Raw genomic sequence first — 24682 nt, 5'->3', positions numbered from 1 at the left:
ATCCTCCGGGGCTTTTTGTTTCTGGAGACCTCCCGTGGCGCTGAAAGATGCCGTAATCAGCTTGGTACTGCGCGCAAAGAACGCGATCAGCAAAGACGCCGATCCGGCGGCTGATTCGCTACGTGAGGTAACCGAGAGGGCGGAGGAGCTTGAAAAAGAGCTGCAGGATCTGGGTAAGCAGCAGGACGCTGTGCGGGGGCTGAAAGCCTCTGAGGAGGCTGCTGAAGCGGCCACCAAGGAACTGGAAAAGCACGTTACTGCTTATGAGCGCCTGCGCAAGGAAGGGCGGAAGGCAGGCCAGACCCAAGCGGAGTATGCACTTGAGGTAAGGCAGGCGCGTACAGCGCAGAGCATTGCCACCACGGAATATAACCGCAGCCAGCGGGAGCTGGCCAAGTACACCCGCACCCTGGACAAAGCCGGCATTGATACCAATGAGCTGGGCCAGGCGGAAGACCGGATCCAGAAAGAGCTGAAACAAACTCAGCAGGAACTGAGCCAAGCCACGGAAGAAGCCAAGCAGCATGCTGCGGCGCTGGACCGTGCGAGCGGGGAAGGTAACCGCTTTGGCTCAGCCATGAGCGGACTGAAGGGCAAGTTGCTGGGCCTGGTGGCTGGGGTAGGTGTATTCCAGACCTTGCGAGCGGGCCTCACAAAGCTGATCACTGCTGGCAGTGATCTGGAGGAATTGGAGCGTCAGTTCGGTGCGCTTTATGGTTCCGTGGAACAGGGGCGTGAAGTCCTTGCGGAAGTGGACCGCATTGCGGAGCGAAATAGCCAGAGCCTGGGTGCTACTGCAGAGGCTGCGAGGCGCTTAAAGGTTGCTGGCATTGATCCGTTGAATGGATCACTGCAAAGCCTGATCGATGCCAATGCCAAATACGGCAGCGGTGCTCAGACACTGGACACGGTGATTACCCAGCTTGGCCAGGCATGGCAGAGCGGGCGGCTTCAGCTGGAAGAGCTGAACAGCATTACCGACTCAGGCATCCCGATCATGGAGGCCCTGGGCAACATCACTGGCCGGGCTGGCGGTGAAATTCGCCAGATGGCTAGTGATGGCGAGCTGGGTACCGAAGTGCTTACCCAGTTGATCGATGAACTGGGTCGGATGTCAGAAGGGGCTGGCGCTGATCGTATCAGCGGGTTTGCCGGCCTGATGACCTCGTTGCGGAAGGAGCTCACTGACTTCTTCGCCCTGGCCGCTAAATCAGGGGCCTTGGATTCCCTGAAAACACGCATGAAAGATCTGCTGACTACCCTGCGGGAGGCAGCTGCTGACGGGTCTATCAATACCTTTGCCAAGAATGTCTCTACCGCTCTGGAATCGGTAATCACGGTAACTGAGAAGGTGGTAGCGGTTACCCGTATCGGGGTGAACATCGTTACCGGTTTGTGGCAGGTGGCGGCCACATCTATCACCCATTCCGCCGCCGCGGTTGCGGGCGGGCTATCCACCTTGCTGGGTGCGTTAGGCAGTGATGAGCTGGCTGCGGACCTGCGGGCCTTTGCTGACAAGGCACAGCGCACAGGCCAGGACTTCGCCGACGGGGTAAAGAAGGACCTACAGGACATAAAGAATGCCGGGTCTGACCTGTTCGGTGGGCTCGCTGACGAGGCCGAAAAATCAGCAGATGCGCAAAAGTCAGCAAGCAAAGGTACTGCAGAAGCTGCTGAAAAGGATTACGACGCGATTGTGGCGGCAGCGGTTAAGGCCTCTGACAAGCAAGTCTCGGCGTCTGATCGTGCGGCGCGAGCAGCGCGCAGTAAGCTGGGTGAGGCCCTGAAAGAACTCGACCTCGACCTGGGCAAGATCACCGGCGGCATCACCGAACTGGAAAAGGAGGCCATAACCAAGTTCCAGTCCATCAATAAGCAGATTGCAAAAGCTGGGCTGGAAAGTGAGCAGTCTGCCAAGGTAATGATGGAGGCCTTTCGGGCAGCTCTGTCATCGATTGATTCAGAAGCCGGTGGTGCTGCGCTGATCAGGGAACTGGATCAGGCCATGCAAGACAACATTCTGACTCAGGGTGAATACGCAAAAGCTATGCGCGAAGTGGCGGCTGCTACTAATGAAACCCTGAAGCGCACCCAGGCCGCGATCGATGCGCACCAAAAAACCACAGAGTCCGCCACCCGAGGCGAGCAGCAGAAGGCTAAAGCGGCTAAGAACACCAGTCAGGCATATCAACAGCAAGGCCAGGCCGCGCAGCAGGCGGGAGAAAAGGCCCAACAGGGAGCCGATAAAGCTGGCAGTGCCGGGGCCGCTTTGCTGCGGATGTTCTATGGCATTCGAGATACGTTTTACCAGACCGGTGAAGGTGCCGGGCAGCTTTTTGATCGCCTTTATAAAGAGCAAACCCAGTTTGCTGTGCTGAGTATTGGTTCCTGGCTGAAGGCTGTTTACCAGGCTAAGGCAGCGGTACAGGAGCAGGTGACAGCAGCGCAGGAAAATTACGACCGGGCCATGGCTGCGCAAAGCGGCAACCTGAACAGCTTCCTCAATGCGGCTAGCCGAGCCAAGCAGGGCGCCAAACTGTTGGGCGAGGAGAAGCTCGAAACCCTCAAAAGTGCCATCGCCAGTGCCAAGCAGCAATTGGATGGCCTGGCTGACAGCGCGGAGAGCACCACGGAAAGCCTGCGCACGGAACTTATTCAGATGACCGGCACCGCTCAGGATATTGAGCGTCGTAAGTTTGAGGAGCGGCAAAAGCAGCTTCAGCGGCAAATGGAAGCGGCGCAGGAACAGGGCGCCAGCCGGGCGGCACGGGAATATGCCGAGGCGATGCAGATCAATGAGCAGATCTACCAGCAGAGAATGCAGGAACTACGGCAGGAAGAAAGCCAGCAGCGAGCGGCGGCCCGGCAAGAGCGCTTCCAGAATGCGCAACAACAAGCTGGAAACCCATCCTCTGGCGCTCCGTCTGGCGGGCCAACCCAAAAAGTGGAATTCACACTACCCAACGGCAGCAACGCCAACCTTAGCGGGGACCCTGAAGACGTGAATAAGCTGCTGGATTTTCTGAATGAAACCGGCATGAGGGCAACGCAGTGACGCTGGATGAAATCGACCTGACCGACAACCTGCTCTGGGATGATGAGTTCAGTTTCAACCAGATGGCCGAGGAAAAAGAGCGCGGGCTTACGGGCGGGCTGATCATTCAGTCTGGTGTGAAGCTTTATGGCCGCCCGGTGACCCTGAGTGGCTGGCTGCCCAGGGGCACTCTGGATGCATTGATAACTAAGGAAGGGGCCGGTAACGCGGCAATGGCGCTCACCCTTGACGATGGTCGGGAGTTTTACGTGGCATTCGACCGTACGCGGGGAGTCGCTGTTGATGCTACCCCAATTAAAGGGAGCACCCATATCAGTCTTGAGCCTGGCGCCTGGTATGTCGCCACGTTGAGATTACACACCGTTGAGCCCCCGCAATAAAGGAGCGAATTCGTGCCGATTACCAGTGATGATATCAAGCTGATGCAGCCAGAGCGGCTGAGCGACAACGAGGACGGTGGCGGGCAGATGACCGGCCTTGAGGTGATCGACGGCGATATCAACAACCTGTTTGAGGATATCTCCCGTGTTAACCGCACTTACGGCAATGTGAGCCTGAGAAAGGCATTTCTCAAGGTGGATACTGCCACGGCGGATTTGTACCTGGATGCACATTCAATCCTGAGCGCGCAGCCCCTGGATCCGAACGTCTCGGGGCTGCTTTTCACGACCCAAGACTTTTACGATGAGCGAGGGCAGGCTCGGCAGCGTATTGAGTCGTTCGTTATTCCTGGGCCTGTTACCGCTCTTGCACTCCGTGGCACCCAGCTCCAAGGGCAGCGCACGATCATCTGCTATGCCCCGAGTGTGAACAACGTGACTGCCCCAGAGATCGGAGAGACATTGTTGCTTCAGGAAGGGCAGGATCTTGCTTCCCAGCAGTTCATCAAAATTCTCAACGTGGAGCGTACCGAAGAGACGTTCACCTACCAGGTGAGCAGCGGTGATATTCGGACTTTCAAGGCCGACCAGTACATTCTGGAGCTTTCTGCGGAGCTGAAGCGAGACTTCCCTGCGGGAGACCCGAATCCGAAACCTGCTGGCCCTTCACTTATTTACAGTACGCAACCTGCCACTTCTGCAAAGTATTTTGGTTCGACTAACCTTGCTGAGCCTGCTGCAGGCGGGGCGTCATCCATCGTGGTATCTGAGACTTTCGCACCGATCATTCCAACGGCTAGCAATGAGACGCCATTTATTGATCAGCGGCCCGGCGGTTTTGTCAGTCAGGTTGTCCCTTCTGGGCCTGGCAATATCTCAATGCAGGTAACTGTGGAGGGTGGGACCAGTTCCACCATGCCCACGGCGATGGTGCCTGGTTCGCTTAATATCACAGTAAGTGGAGAGACTTATACCGATAAAGGTGGTGTCTTCCTCAATAGCGGCGGGATTCAAGGTGCGCTAGAAGGAACTCAGATTGACTACCGGACGGGCCTGATTAACTGGTTGTTTAGCTCTTCCTCTTCAGTGGTGAACCTGACCTACCGGCCCGGTACTTTGCGTCAACAAATCCCCAATACCGGGCGAATTGATATCGAGGAATCAAACCGCAACTTCAATTATGTGTTGAGCCTGGATCCGCCGCCGGCGCCCATGTCGTTCAACCTGAGCTATCAGTACCTGGGTAAGTGGTATGAACTGCAGGATGATGGCACTGGCAACCTGCGCGGGGATGGGTCGGGCCAAGTGAACTATGACACCGGCAGTATCGTGGCCACTCTTCAGGCGCAACCCGACGCTGGTTCTGTCATTTTTTACCGTTGGACTGAAAGCAGCCTGTATGTGCATGATCCTGAAGCTTACGACGGAGTCACTCCGTTGGTGATGCAGCTGGCCAATGGGCAGGTAGTGCCCGGGTCAGTCACTCTTTCTTGGGATGTAGGTGGCACTCCCATGACGGCCACCGATGTGGCGGGTGATGGCACTATCACGGGCGATGCTACCGGGCGTATTAACTACTGGATCGGGCAAATAGAGATAACCACTGAGGTTGTCCCGGATGATCTGGTGACGGCGGATTACACGCATATCAGCGATCAATCTCTCACTGCTACCACAACGGTTCCGGATAACAACAACAAGGCCGATATCGTCATGCAAACAGAGTCCGATATTGAACCGGGGTCGGTGGACTTTACGATCATTAAATCGGTGAAGCGGACTGTGAAAGATGGGGCCGGCCAGACCCTGAGCTCTAATTTCGTGGATCAGTCCCACTGGATCACAGACAACGGTAATGGCTCATTGGTGAGCCGCCGCGATTTAGTGTTCGTTGGCACTGTGAATTATTCCACCGGTGAAATTGTGATTGCCGGTAACACTTTCCTCAGACAGGTAAACGCATAAGGGGCGGAGCATGGCAACTGTTCGGATGGTGACTGGGGCGTCGTTAGGTAATACCTCGTCTTCCTATAACACCACGGTGGAGACTGAGGTAATTCGCAGCCATGATGTTGATGTCAACTATCAGCTGGCCTCTGGTGCCCAGCAGGTCAGCCAGGACCAGTTTACGGGTGAGGAAAACGATTGGCGGTTCTACCTCTCTGAGAGCTCGCCGATTGTGCCGGGTAGTGTGGTGCTCGATATCGGTGGTGAGCTTTGGTTTGATGATGCCGAGGGGAGGCTGTTGCGCAACTTCAACACGACTACCGGAACTGGTATCGCTCTTGGCACGATCAATTACACGACCTCGCTGTGTGTCATCACCACTTACGATGGTCGACCGCCAAACGCCACAGTAACGCCGATCAGCATCCTTATCGGTGATGACTGGAGTGTCTTCAAGGGGTCTACCTTCCGGACCATAGCGTCACCGCTTCGCCCCAATGGCTTTACCGTGCGGGCCGATGACTTCGAGACCGGAGAGCAATATAACGGCGAAGCTGATAACCAGGGTGTGATTACTGGCGATGGCATCACTGGTGAGGTCACCCTGCAGGACGGTATTGCTGAAATTACTTTCCCAGAGCCGGTGACCGCCGAGAGCCTGTTCTATAACGCGATCAGTTTTAAGCAAATCCCCCTCGATCCTGAAATTCTGGGACTTGACCCAGTGCGGCTGCCGGCGGACGGGCGTGTCCCAATCATGCGCGATGCCGATATTCTGGTCCTGACACACACCCAGGCGGATCTGATTGACTCGCCGGCGGCTGACCTGGTCGTCAATGCTGGCCGTGACAAGCTACACGACGCCTGGATTGAGGACGACGAGGGGGTTCGCCTGGATCCGGCCATGTATGCGCTGGATAAGGATGCGGGCACTGTGACTCTGGCCAACCCATTCACCGCTCAGGATGGTGAAAGCAACCCGCTGACGGGTGACCTGCACTTTGTCCACCGAATCGACGACATGGCTCTGTGCACTGAGGCGCGCATCGACGGCACCCTGCAGCTTGCCCAGCCGCTGTATCACGACTTCCCAGCCAGTGACACCTGGGTCGCCTCTGCTGTGTACCTGGGCGACCTTCAGGCTCGCGTGCGCGGCTGGGCCAGCTACACCGTCGACCCGGGCGATTACGATGGAGAAGGGCAGGAAACGACCGCGCAGTACAACCTGATCGCCTACCCGGTAGCGATCGACAACCGGGGCAGCGTCCCGGAGCGCTGGAAGATCAAGTTCACCAGCACGACAGCTTTTGAGCTGTACGGCGAGCAGCGCGGCCTGGTGGCCACTGGATCCACGGCTGCCGACTTCTCGCCCACAAACCCCCAGACCGGGACGCCTTACTTCACGATCCTAGCAGACGGCTGGGGTTCCGGCTGGTCCGTGGGTAATACCGTGCGTTTCGACACTGACGCCGCTGCCGCGCCGCTCTGGATGATCCGGACCGTACTCCCGGGTCAGGCCACCGTCGACGACGACCAGCTCAAAATCGAATTGCGAGGGGATCACAACTGATGGCTACTGTTTACCGCAGCACCGATGCAGGGGCGCCCTCCTACCCGGCGTCGTCCACGAATGGCGCGGCGGCAAGCGCTTTTATGGATATCCTCAAGGCCTGCCTTGTCGACGGTTATGGTAGTAAGCCGGCGGCAGGCTGGTCTGTGGACTACGAGGACACGACAGTCCAGAAGCGCCGGATCGGGCTATCTAATGGCAACGGCGTATTTGAGGTTGTGACATGGGCATCTGTAAGCGTCGGTCTGTTTATTTGGGACTCGATCACAACGCCCGGTGTGGGCTCCATTTATGACGACAGTTGGCCCGGCGTCGTCAGTGAGGGCGTCAATGGCTGGCAGCACGAGCGGATTCCGGCGCCAGGCAATAGCTCTGATGCTGTTGCGTGTCTATATGTGAACACCTTTCAATCCAGCCAGGCATCAAACATTGCTTGGACCGTTGTGGCTGACGATAAGGCGTTCTGGTTCTTGTCCCATTATCCTGAGGGCCACTCAAGCGTTGATGCTAGTGATAGCCTTAACAATGCGAAAGGCAGTTACTACCCGCAGCTTTTTGTAGGGGCCGTAAAAAGTCCAGACCTGTTGCGCGATGATCCTGGAAACTTCTTTCTTGGATTCGGGGGGGGGAGTGTGCCCACCGCTGTAAACGCTACCGGCGGATCTCAGCAGTCGCTTTCTAATTTCTGGGGGCTGAGAACACCTATGGGTACCTTGCCTTCTGCCGCTAACAATTCCGATTTTGAACCCTACGGTCTAGATTTTGATCGTTACAAGCGAAATCCGCTGAGTTCCGTTCGCGCCTTGCTGCCTGCCTTATGCTCCTACAAGGGCTCTGATGTGCCTAAACCATCGAGTCTCAGCTCGCTGTATGCCGATTATCATTTTTGTTCCTTGCCTGGGATTTGCCAGCTAGGGGAGTCTGGTTCGCAAGGTTACTTCTGGATCAACTATAACGAATGGAGGGGCGCAAGCTGGAGTTTGGAGCCGGCAACAATCGGTGGCTATACATGGATTCCCTGGAGCTTTAGCCAGAATGATCTTTATGAATGCGGTGTCACAGATCACCCGGATTGGTGGTGACAATGGCCATTGAAAACCCTTTTTTTGTCGTCGCATACGAATCTTCACTCGGCTGGGTGGATCTGGATCTCAATATCAATGACACAGATCCTGATCCCGTTCTTGCTATGCAGCCCGTGGCCGAAGGGCAGCCGATTGCGGGCGTCAGGATATTTAGATCCGCCCAGGAGACTTTGCGCCTACCGCGTGAGATTCTTGGCAGCATTGTTTCGCTGGTCGGCACCAAGACTGATCAAAGCAAAGCTTATATTGCTCTCGCCATTGATCTAAACAATGACGTAGAGATCACGATCACAGCTGTCGACGAGACCGGTGGGGATGGTGGTGGTGGCGAAGGTCAGGCACATATCGCGGGCACCGTCCAGATCGATGGCACTCCGGTGGCCCGTGACGTCGTCGTTATTAAAGATGACCCGTCCGACCGCAAGGTAGTCGCGGTCGGGCAAAGCGCCGCCAATGGCGCGTTTGATATCACCTACACCGGATGGGACGGCCCGGTAATCGCGCTGGCGCTCGATCACTACGGCAATGACTTTCAGGCAAGCACTGCCCTGAATGCCGGCGCGATCGTTCACCCGTCAATCCCTAACGGTTACGTCTACGAGGTGACCGTTGCCGGCACGACTGGTGCCGAGGAACCTGCGTGGAGCACTGGCACCAGCGTGCAGAGCGGCGGCGTAACGTTCAGTCCTCGCCCCTACTACCGGCCGGTGGCCAGTGGTCCCCTGCAGGGTGAAGAAGTGGAGCCGTAACGGTGCCTTATGTCGTCGAGCAGTGGGACAGCGTCGATCTAAACCTTGATACCGCGCCCTACGCGATCCCTTATGATCCGCTAGCCTTGGTGCTGGATTTGGCCGACGACACGGTCCCGGCGTTTCCCTGGGAGAGGCCATCTCTCACGGTGGAATACTGCGCACCCCTGCAGCGCGCCGGATCCTTGGCCCTGTTGTGCAACCTGACGATCACGCCTGCAACGGCTGCAGACGATAGGCGGGGCCTGGGCTGGATTCGGGCGATCCAGAAGGATCTGCAGGTCGGCGGGCGGTTCCAGTCCAGTGAGCACCAGGACAGCGTCCACGTCAGCACCTGGGCGACTGGAGTCTGCAATCAGGCCGAGCGTGTGGCCCGGTGGGCACAGACAGTGCCGCGCGATCGCAATCACGCGGTCAGCTGGGGTCGGGCCTTCGCCATCGACCGCCCCGGTTATATCAGCTCCTGGATCATGAAGACGCCGGCGCGCGATGCTACCAAGGGTATGCCCTGGTACTCGGTGAACCTGACCGGAACGGTATATGACGACTCGGCCGCGATCGCGGCCCTGCGACAGACTGACACGGCAACGACGGTCACCCTGGCCACTCATTCCGGCCCGATCGACGTACTGGATCCGCTCGCGCTCGAGTTCCGGTTCGGTTTCGTGGCGGCGGCGCGCCCGATCGTGCCGCACGACGTCAGCAAGCGGATCACCGCCCGCCAGGCATCCGAGCGCGACAGCCGGCACCGGTTCCCTTGGGGCGCCGGCCAAAGCATCTGGCACGACTACAACCTCCCCTACCCGGTGGAGCCGAATCCGGTGGATCCGCCGCCTGATCCGGCTGATCCCCCGGAAATCAAAACGGTTTATCTGATTATGAATACGCTGCAGATCACTGATGTGGCCACTGGCACCCCTTTGCAGGTGCAGGGAGTATCAGTCGGCCTGGATATTGATTCCCTGAGCTGGAAGTTCTCCGGCACTTTGTATGGCCAGGGGTCACTGGCGTTGGTGGCGCCGGGGGCCGGCGGCATGAAAGACATCAGCGTGACAATCAATGGCCATGCCTGGGTGTTCTCTATCGAGCGCTACACCAGCGATGAGAAATTCCCGACTGAGAAGTTCACGATTTCCGGTGTGAGCCGGACCCAGTACATGGCAGCACCCTTTGCGCCTACCCGTAGTTACAGCAACTCGATTGCAACCACGGCCGCACAGGCTGCCAATGCTGAGCTCGATAACACCGGCTTCACTCTGACCTGGCCCACTGGGGGCAATCTGGATCTGCCAGACTGGCCAATTCCTGCTGGGGCGCTCAGTTACCGGGACAAGAGCCCGGCTCAGGTGATTGCTCAGATCGTGACGGCCGCAGGCGGGATTATGGTGCCAGGGATGGCTGCGGACTCGTGGACGATCCAGCCGCGCTACAAAGTGCTGCCCTGGGATTGGGGCACGGCCACGCCTGATGCGGCGATCTATATCGGCATGGTGCGCAGCCGGTCTGCCCAGTATGAGCCGGCGCCGGCGTTCAATGCCTGCTATGTGAGTGGCATCAGCCAGGGCGAAGCCGTCGATGTGCAGCGCGATGGTAGCGGGGGCACCGACCCCATGCCGGATATTTACGACGATCTGATCACTGATTCGCAGTCTGCCATCAGCCGCGGTAAAGCTGAGCTGGCTGGGTCGGGCAACAAGGTGGTGGAAACCCTGAGCGTCATCATCCCTGAAAACGGTGCCGCACCTGGCATTCTGGTGCCAGGCATGTTGGTGAAGGTTATCCATGATGACAGCCAGCTGGATTATATGGGGTTGGTTCTGGCCAACCAGATTTCAGCCCAGCGGGCCGGTGGAGCGGCTGTCTATCAATCAGTGACACTGGAGCGAAATGCATGAGTACACGCAATCCATGGCTGAAATTCCGGCGGTTGCTGCAGGGTGAGGGCCGCTACGTGGTGACTGTGCAGAGCAACAATGGGGACGGTACCAGCACCGTGCAAACCCGGGATGGCACCAATATCACGGTAAAGGGGGAGGGCGTGGCGGCTACCAAGAAAGCGATGATTGAGGATGGGCGGCTTTCTTATGAAGTGCCTGCGCTGACAACGTCGGTGGTTGAGGTGTAGATAGAGCCGGTGCGGCTCTATCTAACTGCCTGGGTATTTACTTTTTGGGTTTGGGCTTATCTAGGGTTCTGAGTTTTATTAGAGGTATCGAGAGTTTAAGTTTTTCCTTAATCAGCCGGTATACCTCCAAGTGGGTAGAGTTCTTTATCTCCCCTGCCAGGCATAATTTTTGTAGAAGCTCACGCACTTCTTCTTCGTGGCCTGGGTAGAGGCCGGCAACGTAGTCTGCCTCATGAGGTTCGCTGCAATTGAATAATCTGTCGTCCTTTGCTTTGTCACGTCCCATGTGGACCTCTTGTGCTATTAATTGAATAGAGAAGGTAGGGGCGGCCTCGTTCAATTTCAAGGCCGCCCGCTGTATTCCATAGAAAAGGCCGGCATTGCTGCCGGCCTGTAGCTACTTCCTGCGGGTCATGCGCAACAGCACGAGCAATAGCTCAAGCGATCGCACCACGATCCACCAGAAAGGTTCTGGGGGATGTACAAGCATCTCTCAGCCCTCTTTGTTGGCTGCAGGATGGCGAGCGAAAGGGCCTGATGTTGTTGACGCATTATTGCGCAATAGTGCAACATCAAATAGTAACCTTACTAAGCCCTTAGTTTGATCGCCAAGCTACAGCTGGTTTAGTTACAAACGGGCTGGCGCTGCAACGCTGGCCCGTTTCCCTTCCAGGGGCATGCCTGCCCCCTTCTGTAAATAAGCATGTAGTCAAACGTTCGATGAAGTCAAAGCGGAGGGGTGTTTTTTTTTGTGCTGTACCTATAGGTACGTACCGGTAGGAAAAACCCGCCGCTGGATCGCTGACACAATAGTCGCTGGCCCAAAAAATGGAGAGAACAGTGGCCGGCGGCGGGCAGGGTCAGATTCTCAGATTTCAGGTTGGGCGGCTGTAAGCTATTGCTGAATATCATGCCCGCTGAATCTGAACGCTGCCGTCAGGCAGCGGCGTCACCAGCTGCAAGGCTTCTTCCACGGATCCGGTAAGCCATTGCTCCAGGTGCTGGTGCGGCACGAACTGGGGCATGCGGTGGTGGTATTCGGCGCATTCCTTGTTGGGGTCGATCGTCAGCGTGATCAGCTTCGGGCCTTCTTCTCCGGGAAACAGAATCCCACCCATCAGCAGCGGATTCCCGTCAGCTGCTGCGAAGTGATACTTCTGCTTTCTGGGCCCGCCTTCATCACGCCATTCGTACCAGCCAGAGCAGGGCACCATGCAGCGTGATTCGGCAAAGGCGTTCCGGAAAGTCTTCTTCTCAGCGACAGTTTCACTCTGGGCGTTGATCAGTAGTTTCTTTGCCCAGGCGGGCTGGATACCCCAAGTGGGATTGACCTGCTGCCGGTCGTTCCCGATGGTGGCCACGGTCTGGGTCGGCCGTAAATCGTGATTGGTGTGCAGGTCCAGCTCAATATTGAGGGTATCCCGCACAAATTCCTTTATCGGCGCCTCGTCGATGTCCATCCTCCCGCACATCGCGTTTGCCTCCCCGGTGGTTCCTGACGGTCCATGTCACCACACCATAGACGTGTGCCGGCACTTCGTCATCCAGCCAGATCGGTTGGTATTCCTCATTCTCAGGTAGCAGCCCTTGGCGCGGTTTCAGCTGAAGCCGGCGAACAATGTGCTCACCTGCCAGCTCCGCAATCACCAGGCTCCCGTGGCGGGCCTTCAAGCTTCTGTCCACCACCAGCACATCCCCATCAAATATCCCGGCCCCTGTCATGGCGTTGCCGGTGGCCTGCATCAGAAAGGTGGCCGCTGGGCGGCGAACGCACAGGTCGTTCAGGTCCAGCGGGTCTTCCATGTACCCCCTGGCAGGGGAGGGGAAACCGGCGGATACGCGTTCTGTGAAGCAGGGCAGCAAGGTGGTTCTGGTGGGCCGGAAAGGGCCGATAAGGAGGGTGGTCATGATGCACCTTTATACTGTATGGATGGACAGTATAAGGCGGAGATGCTTGCCCCTGGAACAGGTTGAAATTTTTTCCCCAATAAAGCGGTTTCGAGTTAAATAAACTCAAGGGAAACAGTTACTTAAAAAACCGACTGCATCGCGCAAAGTGGGGAAATTTTATAGGGGCAAATCCATAAAATACAAAAGGTTGCATCGCTTTAACTGCTTGGCTTTTAACCAATTGGTCGCTGGTTCGAATCCAGCACGACCCACCATATTTAAAGGGCTCGCCTACGGCGGGCCCTTTTTCGTTTCTGCAGTCACAGACAGTCTGCGCCCCAGCTTTCGCTCATCCCCTTGAAACTGCGGTCCCCGGCTGCTGTTTCTCTCCAACCCGCTCTCCAACCTGCTTTGCCCAGTGGCCTCCACCGGGAACACCGGGACCGGCGTTGTCACGGCGTCCTGTGTGCTGAAAGACAAGAGCGGGGGCTGTCAGCGGGCGACCAGGCCCTGGGCCGTGGGCAGGCCATCTTCGCCATCCAGCGCCGGTTGCCAGACTGGCAAGCCCGCATCCTCGGCCAGCTGAATCATGTTGGCGGTGCCTCGTCCGCCGGGAAAGGCCACCACGGCCTGGGGCCGTCCGTGATGGAGCATGCGCCGGTTACGCATGGGGCCCGCCGCCCGGCCGTGGGCCACCCAGTTGGCCGGGTAACTGACCTGGTCCACACCGCTGTCATGGGCCCACTGGCTGGCCAGCCGGTCTGCGCCACTGGCATTGCCGTGAATCAGCAGACTGAAGGTGTTGTCACGCAGCAGCCGTGCCAGGCTGCGGGTGAGTAATGCCTGGTCGGAAAAATCCCGACCGCCACACACAAGGATACGCATGATACTGTCCATTTGGTCAGTTTTTCGGGCAGTATAGATAGCCTGGCCCGTGATTGCACCCACCGGTTGTGATGCCGCGAGGCAGGATCATCACAGGCTTCACGGCGTGTTGACTGTACTCCGGCCTAAACTTGTACAAATATGATTCTTTGTACAGGTATGAGGTGGCACATGATCCGCTCTGCAAAAATCCCGGTTGGTATCAGCGCCTGTTTGCTGGGTCTGGAAGTGCGCCACGACAAGGGGCACAAACATTCCCGCTACTGCACCGGCGTTTTGTCCCGTTATTTCGAGTTTCGTTCCCTCTGCCCGGAAATGGGGTCAGGGCTCAGCGCGCCTCGCAAGGCCATGCACCTCACCGAGCAAGACGGGATGCTGCGGTTAATCACGACCGACGGCCTGCGTGACCATACCGAGCTGATGCAGGATTTCATCGACCGGGCCATGCCCTCTCTGGCACCGCTGCGGGGCTATATCCTGATGGCCAAATCCCCCAGTTGCGGTATGGAGCGTATCCGCGTCTATAACGATGACGGCCATGTCCAGCACCGTGAGGCCAGCGGACTGTTTGCTGCGGCCCTGCAACGCCACTATCCCCTCATGCCCCTGGAAGAAGAGGGCAGACTCAATGACGACACCCTGCGGGAAAACTTCATCGAACGGGTGTTTCTCTACGATGACTGGTGCCAACTGCGTGAACAGGGGCTGACAGCCCAGCGGCTGATTGATTTCCACAGCCGACATAAATTCCAGTTGCTGGCGCACTGCCAGAAAACCTATCGCCAGCTGGGTCCGTTGCTCAGTGACCTGAAAGCTCGGCCACTGGAAGAGATTGCTGAGGAATATATCCACGGCCTGATGGCGGCCATGAAAAAGCGGGTATCCCGGGGGGCTCACGTGAATACGCTGCAGCACCTGGCAGGGTTCCTGCGCGAGGGGCTCAGTGACACCGACCGCGCCCTGATCAATGAACAGATCGAGGCCTATCTGCGCGAGGAAGTGCCTTTGATCGTGCCCATGACCCTGCTGCGTGGCGGCATGCGCAAGGTGCCGCAACCCTATCTGGAAAAGCAGGGCTACCTGTCTCCCTACCCGGATGACCTGGGACTGAGGAACCGGGTATGAGCGATGTGCTGACCATTCAGCAAGCCAGTGAACAATGCGGCGTGAACCCGGTCACCCTGCGTGCCTGGGAACGTCGCTATGGGTTGTTGAAACCGGAACGCACCGCCAAAGGGCATCGCCGTTACCGGAGCGCTGAGGTGGAGCAGATCCGGCGCATTGTGCACTGGGTGGAAAAGGGGGTGCCCATCAGCCAGGTGGCCTCCCTGCTGTCGGGGGAGCAGGAGCCGCAACAGGCCGTGGACAATGGTCAGCCCTGGGCGCAGGCCCGACAGGATGCCCTGCAGGCCCTGGAAACCATGAACGTGCGCCGACTCGAGCAACTGATCAACCGTTTGCTGGCGGACTACAGCCTCGGCCAGGTCATCCGTGAGCTCACCGACCCCTTGCGCGAGCAACTGACGGGCAGTGCCTCCCTCTCTGCCCACCTGGCGCTGCTGGACGCGGTGCTGACGCAGAAATGGGCTGCCCGCGCACTGTCTCTGTCCCCCAGACGCCGGGAGTTCGGCTGGCTGCTGATGCCAGTGGGCGATGTCTTGCCGGCCCTGGAGCTGGCCATGGTGCTACAACGGCCCCTCTGGTGCCTGCAGCGGGACGTGGAGATGGATGCCCTGGCCGCGTTGCTGGCTGACCGGCAGCCCTGCGGGGTGCTCTGGGTGATGGATCACTGGCCCAGCGCCAGTCAGCGCCAGCGTCTCTGGTCTCAGCCGTCATTGCCCTGGCCTGCCGCCTGTTGGGGCAGAGTGGTGGAGGCGCCGCCGGCAGCGGTTACCCGACTGACCGGGGACCGTCAGGCGGTGGCGGAGCAATTGCTGGCCCTGGAGACGATGAATCCCGAGGCCAGTATGGCAACGGTAGACGATAACGGGGGCAACCCATGAATCTGGTTTGGTATCGCAACGACCTGCGTGTTCATGCCCACCGCGCCTTGCAGCAGGCGCTGTCGCAGGGTGGGCCGGTAATAGCGGTGTATTGTCTGTGCGAGCAACAGTGGGATGCCCACGAGGTGGCGCCATTGCGGCGCTGGTATGTGCTGCAGAGTTTGTTGGAGTTGGGCGATGCTCTGGCGGCGCGGGGGGTGGATCTGCATGTGCTGGATGCCGGTGACTTCGCTGCCGTGCCAGCAATGCTGGCGGATTTTGCCAGCGAGAATGACGTCGAGCACATTTTCTGTAGCCGCGAGTATCCGCTGAACGAATTGAACCGCGACCGGGCCGTGGCCCGGGCGCTGGAGCCGCAGGGTGTGGGTATCACCGGCTATGACGACAGTGTGCTGGTGCCTCCGCGCACTCTGAATACCGGCAAGGGAACGCCGTATACGGTGTTCAGTGCCTACAAGAAACGCTGGGATGTGTGGCTCGACAGCCACTTCCAGCCGGTGCCGCCGTTGCCGGAGAAGAGCCACGGCAAGGGGCATTTTGTCGGCAGGACCACAGTGGACGCTGCCCTGAAGACCCTGACGGTGGCCGACTCCCTGACCCGTCATTGGCAGCCGGGTGAGTCGGCGGCGCTGAAACAACTGGACCACTTTGTTGAGCACCATCTGGCGGGTTACCGAAAACTCCGGGATTTCCCCGCCGAACCTGCCACCAGTGGTTTGTCCGCGGCCCTCTCTGCCGGCACCTTGTCTCCGGCCAGCTGTTACCGGGCGGCGACCCGGGCCATGGCCGATGCGGGTGCCCGGGATGGCGCCGCCTGCTGGATTGGCGAGCTGGCCTGGCGGGATTTCTATCGCCAGATCATGGCCCGTTTCCCCCGGGTCAGCCGTGGTGGCGCGTTTCGGCCGGAAACCGAGCTGCTCCAGTGGTCCCGGGATCGAGAGCGGTTTCAGGCCTGGTGTGAAGGCCGCACCGGTTACCCGCTGGTGGATGCGGCCATGCGCCAACTGGTGGCCACTGGCTGGATGCATAACCGTCTGCGCATGGTCACGGCCATGTTTCTCAGCAAGCACCTGTGGCTGGATTGGCGGTGGGGGGAGAGTTTCTTTATGCAGCACCTGATCGACGGCGATTTTGCCGCCAACAATGGTGGCTGGCAGTGGAGTGCTTCCTCCGGTACCGATGCGGTGCCGTACTTTCGGGTGTTCAATCCGGTCCGCCAGAGTCAGCGTTTCGATGCCCAGGGTCAGTTTATTGCCCACTGGGTGCCCGCATTGCGCGAACTGGACAACAAGACCGTCCAAGAACCCTGGAAACAGCCATTGCTGGCACCGGATTACCCCCCGCCGGTGGTGCCCCATGCCGGGGTGCGCGAGCGGGTCACCGAGGCCTTCAAGGCCGCCAAGGCCCAGTACGATAACGATCACAGTCATCACAGCCCCGTCAGCAAAAAGGAACAGGCATGAGTCAGCGTATTGCCATTGTCGGCGCAGGTATCAGTGGCCTGACCGCCGCCTGGTATCTCTCCCGGCATCACCAGGTGGACGTCTTTGAGGCCAACGACTATCTCGGTGGCCACACCTGCACCGTACCGGTACGTCGTGATCACGGCGATTACGCCATTGATGTGGGCTTTATCGTTTTCAACGACCGCACCTACCCCAATTATCTGCGCTTGCTGGACGAGTTGGGTCTGCAGGGGCAGCCTACCGCCATGGGCTTTGCCGTGAGCGACCAGCGCAACGGCCTGGAATATTGTGGAGATGGGCTGGGCGGCATCTTTGCCCAAAAGCGCAATCTGCTGAGTCCGTCACATTGGCGTTTTATCGGTGACATCCTGCGTTTCAATCGCAATGCGCCCGGCTTGCTGAACACTGAGGCGGGGGAAATGCCCCTGGGAGAGTACCTGCGCCGGCACGGTTACGGGGAGCGTTTCTGCCGGGATTATATCCTCGCCATGGGAGGTGCCATCTGGTCCTGCTCTCTGGAGCAGATGGAAGTGTTCCCGGCCAAGTTTTTCATCCGCTTTTTCCAGAATCATGGTCTGCTGTCACTGACCAACCGGCCCCAGTGGTATGTGGTGCCCGGAGGCTCAAACCAGTATGTGGCTCCCCTGGTGGCCAAGTGTTCAGCCCGTTTTCATACCCGCGCCGCGGTCAGTGAAGTGCGCCGCCACGACCAGGGTGTCACTCTCACGGTGAACGGCGAACAGCAGACCTTCGATCAGGTCATTCTCGCCTGCCACAGCGATCAGTCCCTGGCCCTGCTGGCCGACCCGGACAGCCGCGAGAAGGATTGTCTGTCACGGCTTGGCTACCAGGATAACGAGGTGGTGCTGCACACGGACATCCGTTTGCTGCCACGGCGGCAGCGGGTCTGGTCGAGCTGGAATGCCCTGTTGTTCGATAATGACCAGGATCGCGTCCAGGTGACCTATGACATGAACATTCTGCAGGGCATCCAGGCGCCGGAAACCTTTTGCGTGACCCTTAACGCCACGGACAGGATTGACCCGGACAAGATCATCGCTCGCTATCACTTTGCCCATCCTCTCTTTACGCCGGAAACGATGGCGGCCAGAGAGACGCTGTTGGCCGGCAATGGTGAAAGGCGCACCTGGTTTGCCGGTGCCTGGTGCCGCAATGGCTTTCATGAAGACGGCGTGGTGTCGGCCCTGGATGTGGTACGGGCGCTGTCCCCGGAGTCAGTGCCGTGATCAGTCAGGCGGTGGCAAGGGGCAAGGTGTGGCATCAGCGCCTGGTGCCGTTCCGTCACGGTTTCCATTACCCGCTATGGCTGGTCTGGTGTGACCTGGCGGAAGTGGACGCCATGCTGGCGAGGCATCCCGGCTGGGGGCGTCGTTGGCGCCCGGTAGTGTTCCGGGACAGTGATTTTGTGGACTCCCGCCCGGATAACCTGGAAAACAAGGTCCGTGAAAAGGCGGCCGCGCTGGGCCTGCAATGGACCGGGGGCAGGGTGGTGATGCTGGGCCAGTGGCGCACCCTGGGGACATTGTTCAATCCGCTGGTGCTGTACCTGCATTTTGCTGAAGGCAGCGATCAGCCGGACAGCATGCTGGCAGAAGTCCAGAACACCCCCTGGCGTGAGCGTCATTTTTACCCGCTGGAGCTGCAAAAAAACGCTCAAGGAAGCTGGCAGGTCAGCCACCCCAAGGCGTTCCATGTATCGCCTTTTCTGCCCATGGCACTGGACTATCATTGGGATCTTCACGTGGCTTTACCCGGCCTGCGCCTAGTCTTGGAAGATAGAAAGGATGACCAGATCGTTTTCGTGGCAGGGTTGCAGCTGAATTTGCAGGAAGCCAATCGTCGCACCATGACAACGGTGGTTTTCCGTTTTGGCGCTCAGGGGTTAGCCACGTTGCGTGCCATTTACTGGCAGGCATTCCGGCTATGGCGCAAAGGGGCGAGATTTCATTCTCACCCCGGCAAAAACAGTAACAATCGGTACGGAGATTGACCGCATGCTGTCTGGCGAAAAAGCCACAACCAATCGACTCGAGCACAGTGTGACTATTCGCTGGCCGCAAACTGTGGCCCGCAAGCTGGTGCTGGCGCGTCTCAATGCGTTGCCCCACGGCGCTCTTCGTATCCATGAGCCTGACGGTAATCAGGTGGTCCTTGGTGACAACGCCCGCCACGCTGATGCCGCGATAATTCGCCTGCATGATTGGCGAACCTACTCCATGATGATGAGCGGCGGCGCGCTGGGGGCGGCGGAAGCTTACCTGGAAAAAGGCTGGGGCAGTCCGGATCTGGTGGCCGTGATTCGCTACTTCGCCGCCAACGTGGATGCCATGAAAGCGCTGGAAGGCGGCATGGCGTTGCTGTCCAAGCCCGCCCTGAAAATGTTGCACCGCTACAACCGTAATTCCCTGCAGGGATCCCGGCGCAATATTTCTGCCCACTACGATTTGGGTAATGACTTTTTCAGCCTGTTCCTGGATCGCAGCATGATGTATTCCAGTGCAGTGTTTCCTCATCCGGACGCCACCCTGGAAGAGGCCTCCGAGCACAAGCTGGAAAAAATCTGTCAGTACCTGTCACTGTCTCCGGGCATGACCCTGCTGGAAATCGGCACCGGCTGGGGTGGCCTTGCCATTCATGCGGCCAAGCATCACGGCGTGCAGGTCACCACCACGACGATTTCCCGGGAGCAGGCACGCCATGCCCGTGAATGCGTGGAGGCCGAAGGCCTGCAAGACAGGGTGACGGTGCTGGAAGAAGATTACCGGGAGCTCACCGGTCACTATGATCGGGTGGTCTCCGTGGAAATGATTGAAGCGGTGGGCGCGGAATTCCTGCCGGGGTATTTCCGGGTGCTGGGTGAGCGGTTGAAGCCGGATGGCAAGATGGTATTGCAGGCGATCACCGTTCCGGACCAACGCTATGAGCATGCCCTGAAGCAGGTGGATTTCATCAAACGCTATATTTTCCCCGGCGGCTTTCTGCCCAGTGTTTCGGTGATGTGCCAGCACCTGGCCGAGCATACCCGCATGGTTGCCACGGAACTCCATGACATCGGCCACGATTATGCCCTGACGTTGCACCATTGGCGCGAACGGTTTCAGGCATCCCTGCCCAAAGTTCGAGAGCTGGGCTTCGACGAGCGGTTTATTCGCATGTGGGATTACTACCTGTGCTACTGCGAGGGCGCTTTCCTGGAGCGAGCCATCAGCACCGTGCACCTGGTGGCAGCCGGCCCCGACTATCGCCCGGCATCTTGAAAAGCCGCCCGTCCGGGCGCATTTTATTGGTTAAGGGCATTAACGCGGCACCTCCCCGGGAGCCGCGTTGTGGTATTATGCCCGCCCTGATTTCCTGGTTGTTAGCTAAGTTATTGATATCAGGGGGAAACCCCGGGCGGTGAAGCCAATGACAGCAGAGGCACAAGCACTGGTACAGGCCCACCTGGCCAAGGTGGAGCACGAAGACTCGCTCAACGAGGAGCAGCGTGCATCCTATCGTCAGCGCATTAAGGAATTGTTACGCCAGCGCGACGCGGTACTGGTGGCTCACTATTACACCGATCCTGAAATTCAGTCCCTGGCGGAAGAGACCGGCGGCTGCGTGTCCGATTCCCTGGAAATGGCGCGCTTCGGCAAGGAACACCCGGCCTCTACCCTGATTGTGGCCGGGGTCAAGTTCATGGGCGAGACCGCCAAGATCCTCAGCCCGGAAAAACGGGTTTTCATGCCCACCCTGGAGGCAACCTGCTCCCTGGATATCGGTTGCCCGGAGGACGAATTTGCCGCTTTCTGCGACCAGCATCCGGATCGCACCGTGGTGGTCTATGCCAACACCTCGGCGGCAGTGAAAGCCCGCGCCGATTGGGTGGTCACGTCCTCCATTGCGGTGGAGCTGATCGAACACCTGGATCGCAACGGCGAAAAAATTCTCTGGGCCCCGGACAAGCACCTGGGCAGCTATGTGCGGGACAAGGCTGGTGCGGATGTGCTGTGTTGGGACGGTGCCTGCATTGTCCACGAGGAATTCAAGGCCAAGGGGCTCCAGGACCTCAAGGCGGCCTACCCGGACGCGGCCATTCTGGTTCACCCTGAATCCCCGGCCCCGGTGGTGGAGATGGCGGATGTGGTGGGCTCGACCTCGCAGCTGATCAAGGCGGCCTGCGAGATGGATAACGATACCTTCATCGTTGCCACCGACAAGGGCATCTTCTACAAGATGCAGCAGCTGGCACCGGGGAAAACCTTCCTGGAAGCGCCGACGGCAGGCTCCGGCGCCACCTGCCGCAGCTGTGCCCATTGCCCGTGGATGGCCATGAATGGCCTGCAGAACATGCTGGCGGTGCTGGAAGACGATAATGGCATGGGCCAGGAAATTTTCGTTGATCCGGCGCTGGCGGAAAAAGCCATGGTGCCGCTCAATCGCATGCTGGACTTTGGCAAGTCCTTGAAAGGGTAGAACGCAGAAGCCTGACGAGAAGATTGTCAGTCACGAGAAGCGAGTTGCGAGGAACGAAAGGCAAAACCGGTGTCGCCTTTCGCAACTCGTACCTCGCCACTCGCTAACGTTCCACCGAAGCCGCCACCCCGTGACCTGCCTCGCCACTTTTCAGACACGTTGCCAGTCCTTCTAGAATTTCTCTTCCGATAACGCCTTCATGGTTTGCAGCCGGCCATTGAGTTTGCTGTATAGAGCAAAATCATTTTCGGCATCACGCAGGGCATATTCCATCTGCTGCATGGCCTGCTGGTCCCTGCCACGCAGAAACTGGCTCTCCGCCCGGGCATGCAGGGCACGAACCTTGTCGCCGCTGTTCCCATAGGCGTCGGCGGCCAGCTCCCAGAGATAGGGGTTGTTGGGACGCTCGCTGAGCAAGGGTTTGAGGACCGGCAAGGCCCGGGCGGGTTGTTCGCTTCTCAATAGTGCCTTGCTCATCAGGATGGACGCGGGGTAATTGTCCGGTGCCAGATCCAGAACGCGTTCGGCCTGGTTGATGGCGCGCGTGTAATCCCCTTCGTCCAAGGCTACCTCCACCAATCCCAGCCGGAACCACAGCTGGTCCGGATGTTCCTCGGCCAGTGATTGCATGATGGTTCTGGCCTGCTCATAGCGGTCGGCGCGCAGATAACTCAGGGCCAGTCCGTAGCGGGCGGCCTGCAAGCCCAGCGCATTGCGTTCGTTGCTGTATCGCAGAAAGTGGTCGATGGCGTGGTTGTCGCTCTGGATAAACGCGGCCTGGAGCCGGGCCTGCACCAGCAGAAAGTGCAGGGACGTATTCATGCGCGGTGTAGGCAGGGAGCGCGCCCGGGCGCGGCTATCCGCAATGCGGCTCTCGGTAACCGGGTGAGTGAGCAGAAACTCCGGGGGATCACCGGCAAAGCGCTGATTGTTGTGCATGCGCTCGAAGAACCTGGGCATGGCATTGGGATCCATCCCGGCGGCGGCCAGGGTCTGCATACCTACCCGGTCTGCTTCGCGCTCGTTCTGCCGGGAATAAGCCAGCTGTGCCTGGATGGCACCGGCCTGGGTGGCAGCAATACCGGCCATGCCGGCTTCGCCATCGCCGGCGATGGCCACTGCCAGGCTGGCCAGCATGGCGGCAAGCACAGCGGTGTTCATTTTCCGGGAATCCAGGTAGCGGCGGGCAAAATGCCGCTGGCTGACGTGGGCGATTTCGTGCGCGACCACGCCACCCACTTCGTCCTCGTCACGGGCGTTGAGGAACAGCCCGGCGTTCAGGCCGATCACCCCACCGGGCACCGCAAAGGCATTAATCTGGCGGCTGTTGATAACCACGATGTCCAGGTTGGGCTCTTTCAGGTCGCTGTAGGAGGCGAGCCGGTAGACCAGGCTTTCCACATACTCCTGTACCAGTGGGTCGGACATGATGGAAGTCTGGCCGCGCAGGCTGCGTAGCCAGCCCCGGCCCAACCGGTATTCCTGGTCGGCAGACATCAGTGCGGCGGTAGGATCACCGAGCACCGGCAAGTCGTCATTGGCACTGATGGCTGCCGGGATGCAACAACTCCATAATAAAAGAGTGCGTAGCAAAAACTTCAAGTCGGGACTCCCGTGATTATTTGTGCCGACCGACACAGATCGACCCTTATTCCATAGCCGGGTTGTGACTATAATGCCGGTAGACCAGAGACGAATGAAGCGCCTGTATGAGCGACCAGCCAATCGATCTGCAGATTGATGCCTCCAGCCTGCAATGCCCCATGCCGTTGCTGAAGACCCGGCAGGCATTGCGACATCTCAAGCCGGGTCAGTTGCTTGAGGTCATTGCCACCGACGTCGCTTCTGCCGATGACATTCCTGCTTATCTGAGACAATCCTGCCACGAGCTGGTTCGCATGGGCGAAAATAAAGGCCACTATGCCTTTGTCATTCGCCGCGGCGAACAGGAGAGCTGATGTTACGTATTCTCAAGAACTGGTCCGAAAGATACTTCTCCGACGAGGAGGCAGTGTATCTGCTGGTGGTGCTGCTCGCCGCCGGGCTGGTGATTCTTTTTTTCGGCGGCATGCTGGCACCGGTGCTGGCAGCGATCGTGATTGCCTACCTGATGCAGGGGCTGGTGGCCGGGCTGGAGCGCCGGGGCATGCGGCGTCTGCTGGCGGTAAACCTGGTGTTCACCCTGTTCCTCGGTTTGTTGGTTGTCACCCTGGTGGTGTTGCTGCCCATGGTCTGGCGCCAGACCTTGCTGTTGGTACAGGATCAGTTGCCCCATCTGCTCAAGAATGGGGAAACCTGGCTGCGACAGTTGCCGGAGCATTATCCGGAAGTGATTTCCATGGAACAGGTCAATTCCATTGTGGCTGTAATACAGCGGCAGGTGGCGGAAGCCGGGCAGGGGGTGCTGACGCTGTCGCTGTCGTCGATTCCCAATCTGGTGGAGATCATGGTTTTCCTGGTACTGCTGCCACTGCTGGTATTTTTCTTCCTCAAGGACAGGGAAGCCATTATTGCCTGGATGATGCGCTTTTTACCCCGTCGCCGACGGATTCTCGATCACGTCTGGCATGAGATGGATGACCAGATCGCCAATTACGTGCGTGGCAAGGCCATCGAGATCCTCCTGGTCGGCAGCGTCACCTTCATCGCGTTCCTGTTGCTGGGCATGCATTACACCGTGCTGCTGGCGGTGCTGGTGGGGCTGTCGGTGGTGGTGCCCTATATCGGTGCCACCGTGGTGACACTGCCCGTGGCGGCGGCGGCCTATGTGCAGTTTGGCTGGAGCGGAGATTTTGCTCTGGTGATGGTGATTTACGGTGTGATCCAGTTTGTGGATGGCAATATTCTGGTGCCGTTGCTGTTTTCGGAAGCGGTGAATCTGCACCCGGTAGCGATTATTACCGCGATCCTGCTGTTCGGGGGCATGTGGGGATTATGGGGGGTATTCTTCGCTATTCCCCTGGCCACCTTGATCAAGGCGGTGATCAATGCCTGGCCCAGCCAGGGGGACTACCCGGACTCTGGGCCGACGGTGCAGGCCGATACATAGCG

The 24682-nt window shown here is 58.7% G+C and carries 22 protein-coding genes and 1 tRNA gene; 18 read left to right on the top strand and 5 right to left on the bottom strand.

Going from position 1 to position 24682, the window contains the following annotated elements; genetic code table 11:
- The first annotated feature begins 34 nt into the window (after positions 1-34).
- From C4S63_RS01870 to C4S63_RS01835, 8 genes are read left to right on the top strand one after another with little or no spacing between them, the layout of a single operon-like run.
- Entirely contained in the window at positions 35-3055 is a 3021-nt protein-coding gene (locus C4S63_RS01870; protein WP_103916523.1) for a tape measure protein, read from the top strand.
- Positions 3052-3435, top strand: coding sequence for a hypothetical protein (locus C4S63_RS01865; protein WP_103916522.1), 384 nt, complete (start codon positions 3052-3054; stop codon positions 3433-3435). The genes C4S63_RS01870 and C4S63_RS01865 overlap by 4 nt, the downstream gene beginning before the upstream one ends.
- A 12-nt stretch (positions 3436-3447) precedes the next feature.
- A complete protein-coding gene (locus C4S63_RS01860) occupies positions 3448-5400 on the top strand; it encodes a hypothetical protein (RefSeq protein WP_103916521.1) in 1953 nt (650 codons plus the stop codon).
- 10 nt (positions 5401-5410) lie between these two features.
- Complete coding sequence (locus tag C4S63_RS01855) at positions 5411-6952, top strand: hypothetical protein (RefSeq protein ID WP_146063341.1); 1542 nt, start codon at positions 5411-5413, stop codon at positions 6950-6952.
- Entirely contained in the window at positions 6952-8034 is a 1083-nt protein-coding gene (locus tag C4S63_RS01850; RefSeq protein WP_103916519.1) for a hypothetical protein, read from the top strand. The genes C4S63_RS01855 and C4S63_RS01850 overlap by 1 nt, the downstream gene beginning before the upstream one ends.
- 2 nt (positions 8035-8036) lie before the next feature.
- A complete protein-coding gene (locus C4S63_RS01845; protein ID WP_103916518.1) occupies positions 8037-8786 on the top strand; it encodes a hypothetical protein in 750 nt (249 codons plus the stop codon).
- A 2-nt stretch (positions 8787-8788) separates the two neighbouring features.
- Positions 8789-10681: a hypothetical protein gene (locus tag C4S63_RS01840; RefSeq protein WP_103916517.1), complete on the top strand. Its 1893-nt coding sequence runs from the start codon at positions 8789-8791 to the stop codon at positions 10679-10681.
- A complete protein-coding gene (locus tag C4S63_RS01835) occupies positions 10678-10911 on the top strand; it encodes a hypothetical protein (RefSeq protein ID WP_103916516.1) in 234 nt (77 codons plus the stop codon). The genes C4S63_RS01840 and C4S63_RS01835 overlap by 4 nt, the downstream gene beginning before the upstream one ends.
- Before the next feature lie 37 nt (positions 10912-10948).
- On the opposite strand, the gene C4S63_RS01830 is transcribed toward C4S63_RS01835, so the two are convergent.
- The 3 genes from C4S63_RS01830 to umuD form a co-directional block, all read right to left on the bottom strand.
- Positions 10949-11197 carry a hypothetical protein gene (locus C4S63_RS01830; protein WP_103916722.1) on the bottom strand — a complete coding sequence of 83 codons (249 nt, stop codon included), beginning with the start codon at positions 11195-11197 and terminating at the stop codon, positions 10949-10951.
- Between the two features lie 622 nt (positions 11198-11819).
- Positions 11820-12371: an SOS response-associated peptidase gene (locus C4S63_RS01825; protein WP_160052667.1), complete on the bottom strand. Its 552-nt coding sequence runs from the start codon at positions 12369-12371 to the stop codon at positions 11820-11822.
- Complete coding sequence (gene umuD, locus C4S63_RS01820; RefSeq protein WP_103916514.1) at positions 12316-12819, bottom strand: translesion error-prone DNA polymerase V autoproteolytic subunit; 504 nt, start codon at positions 12817-12819, stop codon at positions 12316-12318. The genes C4S63_RS01825 and umuD overlap by 56 nt, the downstream gene beginning before the upstream one ends.
- A gap of 151 nt (positions 12820-12970) precedes the next feature.
- On the opposite strand from umuD, the gene C4S63_RS17340 reads away from it, so the two are divergent.
- A tRNA-Lys gene (locus C4S63_RS17340) sits at positions 12971-13076 on the top strand.
- Between the two features lie 217 nt (positions 13077-13293).
- Here C4S63_RS17340 and C4S63_RS01815 read toward each other — a convergent pair.
- Entirely contained in the window at positions 13294-13686 is a 393-nt protein-coding gene (locus tag C4S63_RS01815) for a DUF2493 domain-containing protein (RefSeq protein WP_062817028.1), read from the bottom strand.
- Positions 13687-13857: 171 nt separating this feature from the next.
- On the opposite strand from C4S63_RS01815, the gene C4S63_RS01810 reads away from it, so the two are divergent.
- The 7 genes from C4S63_RS01810 to nadA all read left to right on the top strand — a co-directional run bounded on the left by C4S63_RS01810 (position 13858) and on the right by nadA (position 21631).
- The gene (locus C4S63_RS01810; RefSeq protein WP_062816937.1) at positions 13858-14811 is read left to right on the top strand and encodes a DUF523 and DUF1722 domain-containing protein; all 954 of its coding nucleotides are present in this window, start codon (positions 13858-13860) and stop codon (positions 14809-14811) included.
- Positions 14808-15689, top strand: coding sequence for a MerR family transcriptional regulator (locus C4S63_RS01805; RefSeq protein WP_103916513.1), 882 nt, complete (start codon positions 14808-14810; stop codon positions 15687-15689). The genes C4S63_RS01810 and C4S63_RS01805 overlap by 4 nt, the downstream gene beginning before the upstream one ends.
- Positions 15686-17152 carry a deoxyribodipyrimidine photo-lyase gene (locus C4S63_RS01800; RefSeq protein WP_103916512.1) on the top strand — a complete coding sequence of 489 codons (1467 nt, stop codon included), beginning with the start codon at positions 15686-15688 and terminating at the stop codon, positions 17150-17152. Before C4S63_RS01805 ends, C4S63_RS01800 begins: the two co-directional genes overlap by 4 nt.
- Positions 17149-18402, top strand: coding sequence for an NAD(P)/FAD-dependent oxidoreductase (locus tag C4S63_RS01795; RefSeq protein ID WP_103916511.1), 1254 nt, complete (start codon positions 17149-17151; stop codon positions 18400-18402). The genes C4S63_RS01800 and C4S63_RS01795 overlap by 4 nt, the downstream gene beginning before the upstream one ends.
- Positions 18399-19166 (top strand): DUF1365 domain-containing protein, encoded by a 768-nt coding sequence (locus C4S63_RS01790; RefSeq protein ID WP_062816941.1) that lies wholly within the window; start codon positions 18399-18401, stop codon positions 19164-19166. The genes C4S63_RS01795 and C4S63_RS01790 overlap by 4 nt, the downstream gene beginning before the upstream one ends.
- Positions 19167-19170: 4 nt before the next feature.
- Positions 19171-20433 carry a cyclopropane-fatty-acyl-phospholipid synthase family protein gene (locus C4S63_RS01785; RefSeq protein ID WP_103916510.1) on the top strand — a complete coding sequence of 421 codons (1263 nt, stop codon included), beginning with the start codon at positions 19171-19173 and terminating at the stop codon, positions 20431-20433.
- Positions 20434-20581: 148 nt separating this feature from the next.
- Positions 20582-21631, top strand: a complete 1050-nt coding sequence (gene nadA / locus C4S63_RS01780) for a quinolinate synthase NadA (RefSeq protein ID WP_062816943.1) — start codon at positions 20582-20584, stop codon at positions 21629-21631.
- A gap of 171 nt (positions 21632-21802) precedes the next feature.
- Here the strand turns inward: nadA and C4S63_RS01775 are convergent, their stop codons facing one another.
- Positions 21803-23233, bottom strand: coding sequence for a M48 family metalloprotease (locus C4S63_RS01775; protein WP_063525859.1), 1431 nt, complete (start codon positions 23231-23233; stop codon positions 21803-21805).
- Between the two features lie 107 nt (positions 23234-23340).
- Here C4S63_RS01775 and C4S63_RS01770 point away from each other — a divergent pair, with 107 nt between their 5' ends.
- Positions 23341-23589 (top strand): sulfurtransferase TusA family protein, encoded by a 249-nt coding sequence (locus C4S63_RS01770; protein WP_062816945.1) that lies wholly within the window; start codon positions 23341-23343, stop codon positions 23587-23589.
- Positions 23589-24680, top strand: coding sequence for an AI-2E family transporter (locus C4S63_RS01765; RefSeq protein ID WP_062816946.1), 1092 nt, complete (start codon positions 23589-23591; stop codon positions 24678-24680). The genes C4S63_RS01770 and C4S63_RS01765 overlap by 1 nt, the downstream gene beginning before the upstream one ends.
- Positions 24681-24682 lie beyond the last annotated feature (2 nt).

This window comes from Alcanivorax sp. DSM 26293 (genome assembly GCF_900107995.1).
GTDB lineage: Bacteria > Pseudomonadota > Gammaproteobacteria > Pseudomonadales > Alcanivoracaceae > Alcanivorax.
Note: the sequence above shows the minus strand (reverse complement) of the source record. Positions and strands in the feature narration are given on the sequence as shown.